16 protein-coding genes are annotated in these 15,405 nt (G+C 69.7%); all 16 read left to right on the forward strand.

The features are described 5' to 3' along the window. Window positions 1-131 precede the first annotated feature (131 nt). The 16 genes from AVP41_RS13045 to AVP41_RS13120 all read left to right on the forward strand — a co-directional run bounded on the left by AVP41_RS13045 (window position 132) and on the right by AVP41_RS13120 (window position 15,404). Window positions 132-584 (forward strand): hypothetical protein, encoded by a 453-nt coding sequence (locus tag AVP41_RS13045; protein WP_045246905.1) that lies wholly within the window; start codon window positions 132-134, stop codon window positions 582-584. Window positions 585-675: 91 nt separating this feature from the next. Continuing rightward, on the forward strand, window positions 676-1,344 hold the full coding sequence (locus tag AVP41_RS13050; RefSeq protein WP_045246904.1) for a DsbA family protein: 669 nt from the start codon (window positions 676-678) through the stop codon (window positions 1,342-1,344). Window positions 1,345-1,355: 11 nt separating this feature from the next. Beyond that, a complete protein-coding gene (locus tag AVP41_RS13055) occupies window positions 1,356-2,363 on the forward strand; it encodes an NAD(P)-binding domain-containing protein (RefSeq protein ID WP_231902747.1) in 1,008 nt (335 codons plus the stop codon). 13 nt (window positions 2,364-2,376) lie between these two features. Next, the gene (locus tag AVP41_RS13060) at window positions 2,377-3,093 is read left to right on the forward strand and encodes a copper resistance CopC family protein (RefSeq protein ID WP_048809232.1); all 717 of its coding nucleotides are present in this window, start codon (window positions 2,377-2,379) and stop codon (window positions 3,091-3,093) included. Next, window positions 3,090-3,365, forward strand: coding sequence for a TFIIB-type zinc ribbon-containing protein (locus AVP41_RS13065; protein ID WP_045246902.1), 276 nt, complete (start codon window positions 3,090-3,092; stop codon window positions 3,363-3,365). The genes AVP41_RS13060 and AVP41_RS13065 overlap by 4 nt, the downstream gene beginning before the upstream one ends. Before the next feature lie 77 nt (window positions 3,366-3,442). After that, a complete protein-coding gene (locus AVP41_RS13070; RefSeq protein ID WP_045246901.1) occupies window positions 3,443-3,976 on the forward strand; it encodes a signal peptidase II in 534 nt (177 codons plus the stop codon). Beyond that, window positions 3,973-4,308, forward strand: coding sequence for a DUF6804 family protein (locus AVP41_RS13075; protein ID WP_045246900.1), 336 nt, complete (start codon window positions 3,973-3,975; stop codon window positions 4,306-4,308). Before AVP41_RS13070 ends, AVP41_RS13075 begins: the two co-directional genes overlap by 4 nt. Next, window positions 4,305-4,904, forward strand: a complete 600-nt coding sequence (locus tag AVP41_RS13080) for a TlpA family protein disulfide reductase (RefSeq protein ID WP_067165136.1) — start codon at window positions 4,305-4,307, stop codon at window positions 4,902-4,904. The genes AVP41_RS13075 and AVP41_RS13080 overlap by 4 nt, the downstream gene beginning before the upstream one ends. After that, window positions 4,901-5,668, forward strand: coding sequence for a cytochrome c biogenesis CcdA family protein (locus AVP41_RS13085; RefSeq protein ID WP_045246898.1), 768 nt, complete (start codon window positions 4,901-4,903; stop codon window positions 5,666-5,668). Before AVP41_RS13080 ends, AVP41_RS13085 begins: the two co-directional genes overlap by 4 nt. Continuing rightward, window positions 5,649-7,337, forward strand: a complete 1,689-nt coding sequence (resB, locus tag AVP41_RS13090; protein ID WP_045246897.1) for a cytochrome c biogenesis protein ResB — start codon at window positions 5,649-5,651, stop codon at window positions 7,335-7,337. The genes AVP41_RS13085 and resB overlap by 20 nt, the downstream gene beginning before the upstream one ends. Beyond that, complete coding sequence (locus tag AVP41_RS13095; RefSeq protein ID WP_045246896.1) at window positions 7,334-8,275, forward strand: cytochrome c oxidase assembly protein; 942 nt, start codon at window positions 7,334-7,336, stop codon at window positions 8,273-8,275. The genes resB and AVP41_RS13095 overlap by 4 nt, the downstream gene beginning before the upstream one ends. A 3-nt stretch (window positions 8,276-8,278) precedes the next feature. Further along, window positions 8,279-9,898, forward strand: coding sequence for an apolipoprotein N-acyltransferase (gene lnt, locus AVP41_RS13100; protein ID WP_048809231.1), 1,620 nt, complete (start codon window positions 8,279-8,281; stop codon window positions 9,896-9,898). Further along, window positions 9,895-11,301: a M23 family metallopeptidase gene (locus AVP41_RS13105; RefSeq protein WP_048809230.1), complete on the forward strand. Its 1,407-nt coding sequence runs from the start codon at window positions 9,895-9,897 to the stop codon at window positions 11,299-11,301. Before lnt ends, AVP41_RS13105 begins: the two co-directional genes overlap by 4 nt. 192 nt (window positions 11,302-11,493) lie before the next feature. Further along, the gene (locus tag AVP41_RS13110; protein WP_048809455.1) at window positions 11,494-12,201 is read left to right on the forward strand and encodes a M23 family metallopeptidase; all 708 of its coding nucleotides are present in this window, start codon (window positions 11,494-11,496) and stop codon (window positions 12,199-12,201) included. Window positions 12,202-12,278: 77 nt separating this feature from the next. Further along, entirely contained in the window at window positions 12,279-13,295 is a 1,017-nt protein-coding gene (ccsB, locus tag AVP41_RS13115) for a c-type cytochrome biogenesis protein CcsB (RefSeq protein ID WP_045246027.1), read from the forward strand. A gap of 129 nt (window positions 13,296-13,424) precedes the next feature. After that, the gene (locus AVP41_RS13120; protein ID WP_045246025.1) at window positions 13,425-15,404 is read left to right on the forward strand and encodes a cytochrome c oxidase assembly protein; all 1,980 of its coding nucleotides are present in this window, start codon (window positions 13,425-13,427) and stop codon (window positions 15,402-15,404) included. Window position 15,405 lies beyond the last annotated feature (1 nt).

Consider the following 15,405-nt stretch of genomic DNA (forward strand, 5'->3'; position numbering starts at 1 on the left):
CCACCGTTGCCGTCGTCATCGTCCTGGTTTACCGGCTAGCCGCGCCGGACCCGGCCGGCGCTGCCGGCGCTCCCGTGCTCGGGTGAACCGGGCTCCGAATGGGTTTAGGTGCGTACGGTAGGCTGTGGGCGATGGTCTCTTCGGCCCGGACTCCGCGCTCCACGACGCTGAATGAGCAATTGTTGATAATGAGGCTCATTACCAGCGTCGGTTTGGCGCTGCTGCTGATGTTGGGTCTGGCAGCGACGGGTCACACAGAGGCGGACGGTTCGACTCCTGTTCCGCTGGTGATTTCTGGGTTCATGGACCCCCACGTCGAGCCCGTGGCAGACGCCCCAGTCGAGCATGAGGCGGTCGCCGGTGGCGTCGTTTCTGGGCCGAACGCGTTGGTGGGCGCTGCGCTGTGCATGTTGGGCGTGTTGTGCGGGCTGACGTTCATGGTGGTGCTGCGGGGGTTGTGGCGTCGGCGGATGCCTCCGGTTCTCGGTGACGGGCCACGGATGCCTTCGCTGCTTCCGGCGCCGGCTGCCCGTGCTCACCCGATTGTCTTTTCGTTGACGCAGTTGGGTCTTTCCCGAACCTGACATTTGGCACGCCACCCTTTCCGGGTGGCGCTTCGTCCCGGGCTGCGTGCCCGGGTTCTGTCCTGTGCCGTGTCTTGGTTTGGAGTACCCGATGAAAACCCCTGTGAAGGCGACGCTCGTCACCATTGCCGTTGTGGTGGTGATGGTGATCGCCGCGTTGATCTATGTCCTTGTCAATCAGAGCCAGTCCGCTCCACCTTCATCTGGGGGCGGTGACGCATCCCCGCAGGTGGTGCGGGAGAGCTCGCATGTCCTCGACGACGGCGGGGAGGGCGCTGTCACCCTGGTGGAGTTCCTCGACTTCGAGTGCGAGGCGTGTGGCGCGTTCTTCCCGATCGTGGAGGATATGCGGGAGCAGTTCGCTGGGGAGATCACGTATGTGGTCCGCTACTTCCCGCTGCCCGGTCACTTCAATTCGAAGAACGCGGCGGTCGCGGCGGAAGCGGCCGCGCAGCAGGACCGGTTCGAGGACATGTATGTCCGGTTGTTCGAGACGCAGGCGGAGTGGGGTGAGGCGCAGGAGTCTCGCGCCGACCTGTTCCGTGGCTTCGCGGAGGAGATCGGTCTGGACATGGCCGCCTATGACGCCGCCGTGGCGGACCCGGCTACGGCGGAGCGGGTGGAGCTGGATTTCGAGGAGGGCCAGGCGCTCGGGGTGAGCAGCACGCCGACGTTCTTCCTCGACGGTGAGCTGCTCGAGCTGCAGGAGTGGGACGACCTCGAGAACGCCATCCAGGCTGCGGTGAACGGTGGCCGGTGATGCGGGCGGGTTTGACGCATCGGCGGGCGATCATCGTCGGCGCCGGGCAGTCTGGGCTCGCGGTTGCCGCGGCTCTGGCCGCGGAAGGGCTGCGGCCGCAGCACGAGTTTGTGGTGATCGACGCCGCCAGCACGGGGCAGCGTTCCTGGTCCTCACGGTGGCATTCGATGGAGCTTCTCAGCGACGCCCGGCATAGCGCGCTGTCTCCGCGGCGGCTGCTGGGTGACCAGCGCCGGCATCCGCGAGTGGACGAGATGGCGGACTACCTCACCTTCGTGGAAGCCGGGCTGGGCGTGGAGACGGTCTGGGGCATCCAGGCGACCGGGGTGGAGCATCGCGGGAACGGCTCGACTCTGCTGCTGTCGACGACGGCAGGGGAGGTGCAGACCCGCAACGTGATCTGCGCGACGGGCGCGGCCGCGCACCCGCGGATTCCGGAGTGGGCGTCTCTGCTGACGATGCCCGGGGTGGTGCTGCACAGCAGCGAGTACCTGTACCCGAAGCAGATCCCCGTCGGCGACGTGCTCATCGTGGGCGGCGGGAACAGCGGTGTGCAGCTGGCCCGCGAACTGTCCGCGTCGCACACCGTGACGCTGTCCGTGCGAACCCGGCGGCAGCATCGCCCCGCGATGAGCTATCCCGCCGCGGCGGGGGAGAGGGTGCCGCTGTTCTCGCGGGAGCGTCGCCCCGAGCCGATCTTCGGCGACAGCTATGAGCAGCTGCGCCGCGTCGGGGTCACGATCGCAGCTGCGGTGCAGGACGCGGCCGGCGCCGGGGTGACCTTCGCCGATGGCACGCAGGCATCCCCCCGCTCGGTGATCCTCGCCACCGGCTACACCCCTGGCGACGACTGGCTCCCGGAACCGGCCCGCGTCGACCGGCCGCGGCGCACCCTGACCGGCCTGCCCGGGCTGTTCGTGGCGGGGATGCCGCAGTACGGCGGCCGCGGCTCCGACACCCTCGCCGGGGTCTGGAAAGACGCGACGACGATCGCCCAGCACATCATCAACCGGCCCTGAAAGGACCACCGCCTTGACCACCGTCACCGACCACGAACACCCGCACCGATCCGGCTCACGGAGACGCATCCTCCTCCTGTCCACTCTGACGACGCTGCTGCTGGCCGCCGGGCTCCTGTTCGCCACCGCGGCGCCCGCAGCCGCGCACGATGAGATCGTCTCCTCCTCCCCGGAAGCCGGATCCACGGTCAGCGTGGTCCCGGAGGAGATTTCGCTGACGTTCAGCGGCGAGATCCTCACCGATTTCAGCGCCGTGATCATTGAGGTGGTCGCCCCGGACGGGCAGAACATCGCATCGGGGGATCCGGTCATCGACGGGACCACGGTCACCCAGGCGGTGACGCCTGGTCAGGCGGGCGTGTACACGGTGCGGTGGCGGGTCGTGTCCAGCGACGGGCACCCGATCAGCAACGAGTACCAGTACACCGTCGAAGCGGTCACCGTCCCCACCAGCGCCCCTACCCCCGAAGCGACCGAGGAGCAGACACCCGACCCGTCTCCCACATCTGCCGCCAATACGTCCGGAGAGGTTCACAACGGGCCATCCGGAGGTGGGGAACTCCTCCCCGTCCTTGCGGTCCTGAGTGGCGTAATCGTGCTGGGCGGCGCGCTGGTGGTCGTGCTCATGGTGGCCAGAGAGCGTCGTCGCCGCGACCGAGCAGCCGCGGCCGCGGCCGCCGCGGATGGTGGAACCGCCGACGACCAGCAACAGAAGGAGAACCCCTCATGAAATGTCCGGTCGACGGGACCGCCCTGCTGATCACGGAACGCTCCGGGGTCGAGATCGACTACTGCCCGCAGTGCCGGGGCGTCTGGCTGGACCGTGGCGAGCTCGACAAGATCATCGACCGCGCCGCCGACCTTGCCGGCGGCGGCCGGCAAACCAGCACCGCCCCCTATCCGCGCGAGGGCGACCACCGTTCTGACCGCGACAGGGATCATCACGGTCGCTCCGGGCGTCGGCGGAAGGAAGGGTTCCTCGGTGACCTCTTCGACTTCTGACACCAAAAACCTCTTCCTGATAGCCGGTCTGATGACCGGGTTATCAGCGGCCCTCGCGAACGCAGGAGGAGCCGCTGATGGTTCGTGAGCAGACCCGGCGGTTCGCGGTCGCGTGCCTGGCCGCCGCTGTGGTGGTCCTGGTCGACCAGGCGACGAAGGCGGCCGCACTGGGAGGGTTGAGTCAGGAGGAGCGGATCCCGCTGCTGGGGGATCTGCTTGGGCTGCAGCTCGCGTTCAACCCCGGCGCGATCCTCTCCCTCGGAGCCGGGGTCACCGGGCTGCTCACTCTCCTCGGGGTCGGTGCCGTGGTGCTGCTGGTCGTCGCCGCCGCGCGGGCGCGGACCGGATGGTGGGCGATGGGGATCGGCCTGATCCTCGGGGGCGCGATCGGGAACCTGATCGACCGGCTGTTCTCCCCCCCTGGGTTCGGGGTCGGGCACGTCACCGACTTCCTCGCCTACGGGAACCTGTTCATCGGCAACCTCGCCGACGTCGCCCTCGGTGCCGGCGTCATCGTCCTCGGCCTGAGCCTGTGGACCCGACACCGCCGCTCCCGCGTCAGCGCGGACAGCGCGGCGCCTGCGACGGGCTCCGTGGTGAGCGGGTCATGATGGCGAAGCAGCGGACCTCGTCCGTATACCAGCGCAACGCGTTCGCGCCGGGGCTGCTCGCGGCGGCGGTGTTGTTCCTCGCGCCGGTACTGATGGGCGGGGACTGGTTCACCGTTGTGCTGTTCGTCGCCGCGATCTTCGCGGTCATCGTGGGGTGGTTCGCGATCCAGGCGCGGCAGTGGTGGTGGTTGCCTGTGTTCGTCGTGATCGCCGTGATTTGGAACCCGGTGTTCCCGTTCCCGTTCACCGGCCCGGTGTGGACTGCGGCGCAGCCGGTCGCCGCGGTCGTGTTCCTGGTCGCCGGCGCCCTGATCAAGGTCAAGCGCGCATGATCCGCCGCCGCGTCCTTGCCGCCATGACGCTGGTCGCGGCGCTGCTGCTGGCCGGGTGCACGTCCAGCGACTCGCTCGCGCAGCAGTACCGGGACGGAAGCGAGAAGGGCTACATCGCCGGTGACTTCCAGATCGTCGAGATCCCGGATGCCGACCGCGGGGAGCCGGTGGTGTTCGAGGGCGTCACCGAGACCGGGGAGACGGTGTCCAGTGACGACTACCGCGGCGGGGTGCTGGTGGTGAACTTCTGGTACGCCGCGTGCGGGCCGTGCATCGTCGAAGCCCCGATGCTCGAGGAGGTCTGGCAGGAGTATCAGGACCAGGGCGTCGCGTTCCTCGGGGTGAACACCTACGACCAGCCAGCCACCGCACTGTCGTTCGCCCGTGACAACAACGTCACCTACCCGAGCGTGATCGACGTGAACGACGGACGGGTCAAGCTCGCGTTCGCGCAGGTCACTCCGATCCAGGCCACCCCCACCACCTTGGTCATCGACCAGGAGGCGCGGGTCGCGGCGCGGATCATCGGGCAGTTGGCCAGCGCGTCGATCCTGTCCACCCTGGTCGCCGACACCCTCGCCGAGGACACCTCATGAATCCGGGAGCGGTGATCGTCGACGGCGCCCTGTGGGTCGCGATCCCGGTCGCGATCCTCGCCGGGCTGGTGTCGTTCGTGTCCCCGTGCGTGCTGCCGCTGGTGCCTGGCTACCTCGGCTACCTCGGCAGCACCACCACGACGACCGCGGCCCCCACGCTGGACGGGGGGCGCACGGTGACGGCGGAGCGCGCGCGGCTGCTGCTGGGCGTGACATTGTTCATCGCCGGGTTCACCGTGGTGTTCGTCGCCGTCACGATCCTCGGCGGCACCTTCGGGTACCTGCTGCTGCAATACGCCAATGTGCTCACTCGCGTCTTCGGGGTCGTCATCATCGCCCTCGGCCTGGTGTTCCTCGGCTTCTTCGGCATTGCCCAGCGCACCCTCCGCCCTCGCGCCCAGGGTAGGACCGGGCTGATCGGGGCGCCGCTTCTCGGGTTCGCGCTCGGCGTCGGCTGGACCCCCTGTATCGGCCCGACGCTCGCAGCGATCATCTCTATGTCGTGGAACCTCGGTGACCCCGCCCGCGCGGGCCTGCTCGGGCTCGCGTACTCGCTGGGCCTGGGCATCCCGTTCCTGATCCTCGCGGCCGGATGGGGGTGGGCGTCCCGATCGGTGACGTTCCTGCGCCGCCACATCCGCGCCCTGAACATCATCGGCGGGGCCATGCTCATCGCCCTCGGCCTGCTGATGGTGACCGGGCTGTGGACGGCACTGATGTCGCAGCTGCAACAGGTGGTGATCAATGTCCCCCTCCCGCTCTGACACCGGCATCGACGTCACCGCCGACCCGCTACGCCCCGGCGACCACGCCGACAGCGAATCCGCGACGGAGATCACCCAGCCGGCGCTGGGCATCACCGGGTGGTTGCGGTGGGCATGGCGGCAGCTGACCAGCATGCGCACCGCATTGGTCCTGCTGCTGTTCCTCGCGATCGCCGCCGTCCCCGGGTCCCTGTTCCCGCAGCGCAGCGCCGACCCCAACGGTGTCATCCAGTGGGAGCGGGACAACCCTGACGTGTTCCCCCTCGCCGATGCGGTCGGCCTGTTCGACGTGTACCTGTCGCCGTGGTTCTCCGCGATCTATCTGCTGCTGTTCACCTCCCTGATCGGCTGCGTGATCCCGCGCGCCAAGCACCACTACAAGGCGCTCCGCTCCCGCCCCCCTCGCACCCCGGCCCGGCTGTCGCGGCTCTCGGAGTACCGGGAACTGACCTTGCCGAGAGAGGAAGGGAGGACCGACCCGGCCGCGCACGCGATCGACGTCGCGGCAGAGCAGCTGCGCAAGGCCGGATACCGGGTGGAGCGATACGACGCCCGCGGAGCCGCGTCGGTGTCGGCCGAGCGCGGCTACCTGCGCGAGACCGGCAACCTGATCTTCCACGTCGCCCTCGTCGGCGTGCTGGTCTCGGTCGCGATCGGCGGGTCGTTCGCGTATACCGGGCAGCGGGTGGTGGTGGAGGGCACCACGTTCGTGAACGCGCTCAGCGACTACTCCTCGTTCAACCCCGGCCGTTTCGTCGACGGCACGGGCCTTGCCCCCTACTCGCTCACCCTCGACGACTTCCAGGTCTCCTACCGGCTGCCCGGCACCCCCGGCGCAGGCCAGGCCGGAGACTTCTCCGCCGACATCACCATCCGCCAACCCGGGCAGGACGATCGGGCGCAGAGCGTGATCGTGAACTACCCGATCACCGTCGACGGCGATCGCATCTACCTGCTCGGCAACGGCTACGCCCCCACCCTCACGATCCGCGACGCCGCCGGCGAGGTGGTGTACAGCGAGTCGCAGCCGTTCCTGCCGCAGGACTCCAACATGACCTCGCTGGGCATCATCAAGATCCCGGACGGGCTGCCCGAACAGGTCGGGCTGGTCGGGTTCTTCTACCCCACCCAGGGGGTGTTGCCCTCCGGCGCGTTCACCTCCGTCTACCCGGACGTGGTCAATCCGGTGCTGACTCTCAACGTGTTCAGCGGGGATCTCGGCATCGACGACGGCACTCCGAGGTCGGTGTACACGCTCGAGGTCGACGGGCTCACCCAGCACACCGGCGGCGACACCGCCGCCGACTCCCTTGAGCTCACCCCCGGCGCCACCGTCGACCTGCCGAACGGGTGGGGCACGATCACCTGGGAGGAGGTCACGGCGGAGGAGCCGGTGAAGCGGTTCGCGTCGCTGCAGATCCAACGCGACCCCAGCAGCGGCTGGGTGCTCGCGTTCTCCGTGCTCGCCACCCTCGGCCTGTTCGCCGGCCTGTTCGTGCCCCGCCGCCGGCTCTGGGTGAAAGCCCGCACCACCCCGGATGGTGTGCACGTCGAGTACGCGGGACTGGCCCGCGGCGAAGACCCCGCTTTGGCGCGCGCCGTCGACGAGTTCGCGACCCGCCACGCGCACGCCCTCGGCGTAGACCAGCCTGCGAAGGACACACCGTGACGACCGTGTGGATCCCGGACGCCCCGCCGACCCTCGGCGGGTTCCTCACCCCGGCCCCGCTTCCGGCTCCGGTGCTACCGCTCCTCGCGGGACTCCTCGCGGTCGCCTACCTGGCCGGTGCGATCCGGATGTGGGTCCGCGGCCGCGGCTGGCCGGTGTGGCGGACGGTCAGCTTCCTGCTCGGCTGCGTCGCCCTCGCCGCGGTCACCGGCCTGGCGGTGGAGAACTTCGGGTACGCCCTGTTCTCGGTGTTCATGTTCCAGCAGCTCACCCTGATGATGGCGATCCCGCCGCTGCTGGTCCTCGGCTCTCCCGGCACCCTGCTGCTGCGCGCCACCCCGCACCACGGCCCAGGTCTCCTGGTGCTCCGCGCCGCGCACGCCGGGCTACGCAGTCGCACCGCACGGTGGCTGCTCAGCCCGTGGCTGGCGGTGCCGCTATACCTGGCCGCGTTTTACGGTCTGTACCTGGCGAACTTCGCCGATCCGATCCTGTCCACCGTCACCGGCCATACCCTCCTCGAGGTCGGGTTCCTGGTCGCCGGGATGCTGTTCACCATCCCGATCCTGTCGTCGGACCCGCTGCCGGTGCGGATGAGCCACGGCGGCCGCGCCCTGGACGTGTTCGCCGAGGCCGCCCTGCACGCCTTCTTCGGCGTCTTCCTGATGATGGCCACCACTACCCTCATCGACGGGTTCGCCGGCCCGACGAGCGCGCTGGGCATCGACCCGATCGAAGACCAGCGCCTCGCCGGCGGGCTGGCCTGGTCCTACGGCGAGGCCCCCACCTTGCTGATGCTCATCTACGTCATGCACCGCTGGTTCCGCGACGACACCGCCCAAGCGGTCGCCGCCGACCGTCGCGCCGACGCACACGGCGACCCTGAGCTCGACGCGTACAACGACTACCTCACCCGACTCCACCAGAAAGACACCTGACCGATGCGCACGCCTTTGCCGACACCCGCCCCGGCCGCCGCGCCGGAGCAGGAGACGCCGCGCCGCACCGTGGCGGCATGGTCGCTGCCGGTGTGGGCGGCGGTGCTGGCATCCGCGGCCGCCGGCCTGCTGCTGGATCTCGCCTCCGCACCGGTGGGGTGGTGGCCGTTGACGTTCGTGAGTGTCACGGTCGCCCTGGTGGCCCTGATCGGCCGCAGCATCGGCGGGGCGCTGCTGGTCGGCACTGTGTTCGGCGCCGTGTTCTACACGACCCATCTGGTGTGGGTGGGGGAGTTCCTCGGCCCGGTGCCGTGGCTTGCCCTCGCCGGGCTGGAAGCGGTCCTGTTCGGCGCGGGCGCGGTGCCGATCGCGCTCGCCTACCGGTGGACCGCCCGCTATCCGGCCCGCGGCCTCGTGCAGCTGCTCGCGGTACCGCCGCTGATCGGGGTTCTGTGGACGGCCCGTGAGGTGGTGATGGGTGCGTGGCCGTACTCCGGGTTCCCGTGGGCGCGCCTCGGGATGACCCAGGTGGGCGGCCCGCTCGCGGAGGCCGTGTCGTGGACGAGCGTGACCGGCCTGTCCCTGCTGATCGTCATTCTGTGCGCCTCTGTGGTGCAGTGGATCCGCGCCGGCGGCATCCGCTTCATGCTCGGGTTGCACCCTGCTGTGAGCGTCGCCGCTCTCCTGGTGATAGCGCCGCAGTTCCCCACCGCGCCGGCCGGGGAGTTCCGCGTGGGATGGGTGCAGGGCAACGGCCCCACCGGGTACTTCGACGACAAGGTGCCCGGCGACGTCCTGGCCGCGCAGACCGCCGCCACGGTGCCGCTGTACGGGCAGCCGATGGATCTGCTGGCCTGGCCGGAGGGCGGCGTCGACGCCGACCCGCTCAGTGATCCCGCCGCCGCCGAGGCGTTGGACCGGGTCGTGCGCTCGGCCGGGGCGCCGTTGCTGATGAACGCCGCCACCACCCGCGGCGACGATGTCTTCAACACGTCCCTGCTGTGGACCGCGGATCCCACGGGCCGGCAGTGGCACGACAAGGTCAACCCGGTCCCGTTCGGCGAGTACGTGCCGGACCGGTGGTTCTACGAGCTGATCGTCCCCGACCTGGTGGGCTTGATCCAACGCGAATACACCCCCGGCAGCAGCCCGCCGCTCGTGCAGGTCGGCGACGTCGGGGTGGGGTTGGCGATCTGCTTCGACGTGATCTACGACGCCGTGATCTGGGACGGTGCCCGCGCCGGCGCAGAGGTGTTCGTGTTCCAGACCAACAACGCCGACTTCCGCGGCACCGACGAGAACCTGCAGCAGCTCGCGTTCGCCCGGATGCGCGCCATCGAAACCGGCCGCGCGGTCGTCAACGTCTCCACGGTGGGCACCAGCCAGGTCATCACCCCGGACGGCACCACCGTCGACAGCATCGGCGTCGACACCGTTGACGCGTCGATCACCACCGTCCCGCTGCGCACCGGACTCACCCCGGCGGTGATCCTCGGTCCCTGGCTCACCGCTCTCATCGTCCTCGCTGCCGCCGGCGCTCTCACCGCGGCGGGGTTCTCCCACCGTGCCCGCACGCGTGCGGCCGCCGCAGATCGTTCGACTGATCCGGGGAGGCACCCATGAACACGCCACGGATGAGGCCTGCCGGAGGTCGACTGGCCTGGTCGCTGCGAACGCTGGCGACGGGCAGCGATCTCACCCTTCCTGGTGACCTGACGGCGGAGGAGTGTGGGTGCGCGCCCACGCCCGCGGAGAGCCGCGCATTCCGGGCCGGGGTGAGCCGGCGCACTCTGCTGACGGCGGGAACATTGAGCGCGGCAGCCGTCCTGGTCGCCGGCCCGCTGTTGCCGGCAGCGTTCGCGGCGACCTATCCGTCCTGGGAGGACGTGCAGGCCGCGAAAGCGAACGAGGCCACCAAAGCTGCCGAGGTGCAGCGGATCCAGGGCCTCATCCAAAGCCTGACCGGCGAGGTGGCGCGCACCCGCACCGCCGCCGAGCAGGCCGCCGGCGCGTTCTACACCGCCCAGCAGGAGTACTTCGACGCATCCATCCGCGCCGACACGTTGCAGTCCCAAGCCGACCTGGAAGCGCAGAACGCGACCGACGCGGCGAACAAGGCCGGCCGCATCGCCGCGCAGCTGTACCGCGACGGGGGCGACACCACCTCCCTCGAGCTGTTCCTCTCCGGGTCGGCCGCGACCGCGGACGATCTCCTGTCCCGGCTGGGCGTGATGGACAAGCTGCTGGAACGCAACCAGGCCGTCTACGCTGCGGCGCTCACCGCCCGCGATGCCGCGCAGAGCCTGACCGATCAGGCGGTGGTGGCCCGGGATGAGCGCGACCGGCTGCAGCAGGTCGCCGAGCAGAAGATGCTCGAGTCGCAGCAGGCCGCCGATGCTGCGCAGGCCGCGCTGGACGCGCAGACCCTCCACCTCGGCGAGCTGCAGGCCCAGCTCGCCGCCCTCGAGGACACCACCGCGAAGACCATCGCCGACTATCAGGCCGGGGTGGAGGCTGCCCGCATCGCCGAGGAGCAGCGGCGAGCGGCGGAGCGCGCCGAAGCGGAACGGCTCGCCGCCTCGGGAGGTGCTGGTGGGGGTGTGGTCAGCTCCGGGTGGGCACGGCCGACCTCCGGGCACCGCACCTCGGGGTTCGGGCCGCGCAGCTCCCAGTGTGGCAACGGGTACTGCTCGACCAGCTACCACTACGGCGTCGACCTCAGCGGCGGATGCGGCGCGGGGATCTACGCCGCCGCGGCCGGCACCGTCGTCTACGCCGGGTACAACGGCGGCTACGGCAACTACATCAAGATCGACCACGGCGGCGGGATCGGCACCGGATACGCCCACATCCGCCCCGGCGGCTTCTACGTCGGATACGGCCAACGCGTGAACGCCGGCGACCTGATCGGCAGCGAAGGCAACACCGGCAACGCGTTCGGCTGCAACCTGCACTTCGAGGCCTACGTGAACGGCTCCCCGGTCAACCCCATCCCCTTCCTCGCCGACCGCGGCGTGTCCATCTGATCCGAAACGAACCAGGACATCATGACTGACCAGACCACCCCACCCGGCGGCGGCGACCAGCCCCAGACGCCCCCCACGCGCCGCAGCCTCCGCCGCGCCGCAACCCCGCCAGTCACCAGCATCACCACCCGCCCCCCACGGCGCCCGCCCGCAGAAACGTCCGCCCGTGGTCGGGTAATCGCGCTGCGCCCAGTGCGCTCCCTGGCGGTCCTGACGGTGGTCACCGGCCTGATCGCCACCTTCGCCCTCCCCGCGTATGCCGCCTGGCAGCCGGCGGACCTCGAGATCCCGACACTGCAGCAAGTCGCGTCCGAGGACGCGCAATCCTTGATCGTCGCCTCCGACGCGACTGGGACGCAGCTCACACGGGAGAGCTACTCGGCCACCACCCAGGCGGAGATCGACCAGAAGAAGGCGGCAGAAGCAGCCGCAGAACGTGCCCGCGCCTCCGCACAAGTCGCCTCGGTGCCCTTCGACTACAGCATCGTGCCCCAAGGCAGTGGAGCCGTGCGGTGGCCGGTGGGCGGTCCGTTCACCGTGACCGACCGCTTCGGTGCTCGAGGCGGCGCGCATATGGGCACCGACATGGTCGCTGCCGGCGGAACCCCCGTCTACGCGTCCGTCGACGGCGTCGTGCGGATCTCGCAGGACAGCTACGGCGGATACGGGGTGACCGTGGTGGTGGAGTCCGTGCTGAACGGGCAACAGGTGAGCACGGTGTACCCGCACATGCAGACCGGAAGCCGGCAGGTCGCCGCCGGGCAGACCGTCACGGCCGGGCAGCTGGTCGGACTCGTCGGCAGCACGGGACGCTCCACCGCGAACCATCTGCACTTCGAGGTCTACCTCGACGGAACCGCCGTGGACTCGCTGGCCTGGCTGGAAGCGAACGCGGGCTGACCGATGTGCACGGATCTACCGCGCCACCCCGCTCGCGGGCACCCCCTGACCGCAACGACGAAGAGGACGACCCTGCCATGACCGGAACCGACGCGCTCTCCCTCGACGGCATCTCACTGCTGCTGGTGTGGACGGCGATCGCCACCTACCTGCTCGCGTTCATCGCGTACACCATCGACCTGGCCGGGCGCTCCGTCCCCGCCAGCGTCCCGCAGCGGGAGCCGGTCCTGGCCGGCGCTACCGCACGGGCGGGCCAGCAGACGGACAACGCCCAGAGTGGGTCGGTGGACAGTGTTCGCACGCCGCCCGCGCAGCGTCAACGGCTGCTGTGGGCGCGGATCGGGACGTCGCTGACGGTCCTCGCGTTCCTGTTCCACCTGGCCGGCACCATCCTGCGCGGCATCGCCGCGGAGCGGGTGCCGTGGGCGAACATGTACGAGTTCGCGCTGACCGGCACGGTCTTGATCGTGGCCGTCTACCTGCTGGTGCTGCGCCGCTACGACCTCCGCTTCCTCGGTGCGTTCCTGATCGGCATGGTGGTGCTGCTGCTGGGTGGCGCGACGGTCTCGTTCTACGTCGAGGTCGTTCCGCTGATGGATCCGCTCAAGAGCGTGTGGCTGGTCATCCACGTCTTCGTCGCGTCCCTGGCCACCGCCCTGTTCGCGATCGCCTGCGGCATCTCCATCACCCAGCTCCTGCAGGCCCGCCGGGAGCGCCGCACCCGAGCATCCTCGGACACTGCCCGCGCCGACGGTCTTGGGTTTCTGCGCACTCTGCCCGCCGCCGACGTGCTCGAGTCCCTCGCGTACCGGTTCGCGATCGTGGGGTTCGTGTTCTGGACGTTCACCCTGATCGCCGGCGCGATCTGGGCCAACGACTCCTGGGGTCGCTACTGGGGCTTCGATGTCAAGGAGGTGTGGACGTTCGTGATCTGGGTGCTCTACGCCGGCTACATCCACGCCCGCGCGACCCGCGGCTGGCGCGGCACCCGCTCCGCCTGGCTGTCCATCATCGGGTTCGTCGCGGTGCTGTTCAACTTCACGATCGTGAACATGTTCTTCCAGGGCCTCCACTCCTACTCCGGGCTCACATGACCCCGCACCCCTGCCCCGCCCTCTTGCCCGAGCCGAAAGCACGCACATGACCCCGATACTCTCGATTCCCGCCACCACGGGTGCGGATGCCACTGAACGCGGACAGCGGTCACTCCGACCGCGACAGGATTGACTCCTCGCGTCTTGCGGGTCGCAGGGCCTGCGATCCTCGGCGGGGTCGCACTCATCGCCTTGGTCGGGGCGTTGTGGTTCGGTGGGGGTGCTGCGCAGATCCCACTCGGCGACGCCGGCCCTGTTGTGCGCTGGGGGCTTCCGGTCACGAAACTGGTCGTGAATCTCGCCGCCGCGGGCATGGTCGGTGTGCTCGTGACCGCCTTGTTCACGCTGCGGGCCGGTGAGCGCGAGTTCGACGTCGCCCTCGATACCGCGTCGATCTCTGCAGCCCTGTTCACCGTGGCCGCGGGCGCGACCGGGTTCCTCACGCTTCTCAGCGTGTTCAACCCGGCCATCGACGCAGGCCCCCAGTTCGGTGCCCAGCTCGGCCGGTTCCTCGTCGAGCTCGAGGTCGGCAGGACATGGCTGATCACGACGGTCGCCGGCGCCGCCCTCACCGTCCTGACATTCGCCGTGCGGTCCTGGGTCGGGACGCTTCTGGTCGCCCTGGTGGCGGTGGCCTCGCTCGTGCCGATGGGCACGCAGGGGCACTCCGGCGATGACGCCTTCCACCACGAGGCGATGATGGCGCTCATCCTGCACATCATCGGCGCCGCGGTGTGGCTCGGCGGGCTCCTGCTGCTCATCGCCGTCCGTCCAGCCCTCGACCGTCGCCGCATCCCCGATCTCGTCGCCCGCTACTCGAGCATCGCTCTGGCCGCGTTCGTGCTCGTCGCCGTGTCCGGCACGGTGCGCGCCGCCATCGGCCTGCAGGAGTGGTCCGATCTGCTCTCGCCCTATGGCGCGATCTTGGGCATCAAGGTCGTCGCGCTCGTCGGCCTCGGCCTCTTCGGGGCGTGGTACCGCACCCGCCTGATCGGCAGGATGCGCAGCTCCGACGCGGCATCCCGCCCTTTCTGGATGCTCATCGCGTTCGAGCTGGCACTGATGGGTGTGGCCAGCGGCGCCGCCGCAGCGCTGGCCCGCACTCCGCCACCGAACCCGGCCCCGCTTCCCGAGATCCCCTCGCCGGCAGAACGCCTCACCGGTGCCCCGCTGCCCCCGGAGCTCACGATCGAACGGTGGGTCACCGCGTGGAACGTGGACATGTTGTGGGCGGTGCTCGCCGGGTTCGCGATCTTCTTCTATCTCGCCGGGGTGTGGCGGCTGCGCCGGCGCGGCGACGCGTGGCCTGTGTATCGCACGATCATGTGGGTCGCCGGCATGGTGCTGCTGGTCTGGGTCACCGGCGGCGTCGTCAACGTCTACCAGGACTACCTGTTCAGCATGCACATGGTGGGGCACATGCTGCTCACGATGGCGATCCCGGTGCTGCTGGTCGCCGGCGCCCCGGTGACCCTCGCCGCCCGGGCGATCCGCAAACGCGACGACGGCACCCGCGGCGGGCGGGAGTGGATCCTGTGGGCGGTGCATTCGCCCGTCGCCCGCATCCTGACGAACCCGTTCGTCGCGGCCGCCCTGTTCATCGGCTCACTGTGGGTGTTCTATTACACCGACCTGTTCCGCTGGTCGCTGTACGACCACCTCGGCCACCAGTGGATGATCGCGCACTTCCTCATCACCGGCTACCTGTTCGCGCTCTCCCTGATCGGCATCGACCCGGTGCCGTGGCGGCTTCCCTACGCCGGCAGGCTGCTGCTGCTCATCGGTGTGATGGCGATGCACGCGTTCTTCGGCATCGCCATCATGATGCAGTCGGGGCTGATGGTCGCCGACTGGTTCGGGTCGATGGGTCGCACCTGGGGTGTCACACCGCTCGAGGATCAGTACACCGGCGGCGGTATCGCGTGGTCGATCGGTGAGATCCCCACCCTGATCCTCGCGATCACGGTCGCGATTCAGTGGAGTCGCAGCGACGACCGCGAGACCAAGCGGCGAGACCGGCACGCCGACCGCACCGGCGAAGCCGAGCTCGAGGCCTACAACGCACGCCTCACCGAGCTCGCCGACCGCGATGCTCGCAGCCGCAGATAGG

It is taken from the genome of Microbacterium sp. TNHR37B (assembly GCF_001620065.1).
GTDB lineage: Bacteria > Actinomycetota > Actinomycetes > Actinomycetales > Microbacteriaceae > Microbacterium.

What these genes read in the sequence shown, in the direction of transcription:
- AVP41_RS13045 (WP_045246905.1), top strand. Translation starts at nt 132, where the DNA reads ATGGTCTCTTCGGCCCGGACTCCGCGCTCCACGACGCTGAATGAGCAA.
- AVP41_RS13050 (WP_045246904.1), top strand. Translation starts at nt 676, where the DNA reads ATGAAAACCCCTGTGAAGGCGACGCTCGTCACCATTGCCGTTGTGGTG.
- AVP41_RS13065 (WP_045246902.1), top strand. Translation starts at nt 3,090, where the DNA reads ATGAAATGTCCGGTCGACGGGACCGCCCTGCTGATCACGGAACGCTCC.
- AVP41_RS13070 (WP_045246901.1), top strand. Translation starts at nt 3,443, where the DNA reads ATGGTTCGTGAGCAGACCCGGCGGTTCGCGGTCGCGTGCCTGGCCGCC.
- AVP41_RS13075 (WP_045246900.1), top strand. Translation starts at nt 3,973, where the DNA reads ATGATGGCGAAGCAGCGGACCTCGTCCGTATACCAGCGCAACGCGTTC.
- AVP41_RS13080 (WP_067165136.1), top strand. Translation starts at nt 4,305, where the DNA reads ATGATCCGCCGCCGCGTCCTTGCCGCCATGACGCTGGTCGCGGCGCTG.
- AVP41_RS13085 (WP_045246898.1), top strand. Translation starts at nt 4,901, where the DNA reads ATGAATCCGGGAGCGGTGATCGTCGACGGCGCCCTGTGGGTCGCGATC.
- resB (WP_045246897.1), top strand. Translation starts at nt 5,649, where the DNA reads ATGTCCCCCTCCCGCTCTGACACCGGCATCGACGTCACCGCCGACCCG.
- lnt (WP_048809231.1), top strand. Translation starts at nt 8,279, where the DNA reads ATGCGCACGCCTTTGCCGACACCCGCCCCGGCCGCCGCGCCGGAGCAG.
- AVP41_RS13105 (WP_048809230.1), top strand. Translation starts at nt 9,895, where the DNA reads ATGAACACGCCACGGATGAGGCCTGCCGGAGGTCGACTGGCCTGGTCG.
- ccsB (WP_045246027.1), top strand. Translation starts at nt 12,279, where the DNA reads ATGACCGGAACCGACGCGCTCTCCCTCGACGGCATCTCACTGCTGCTG.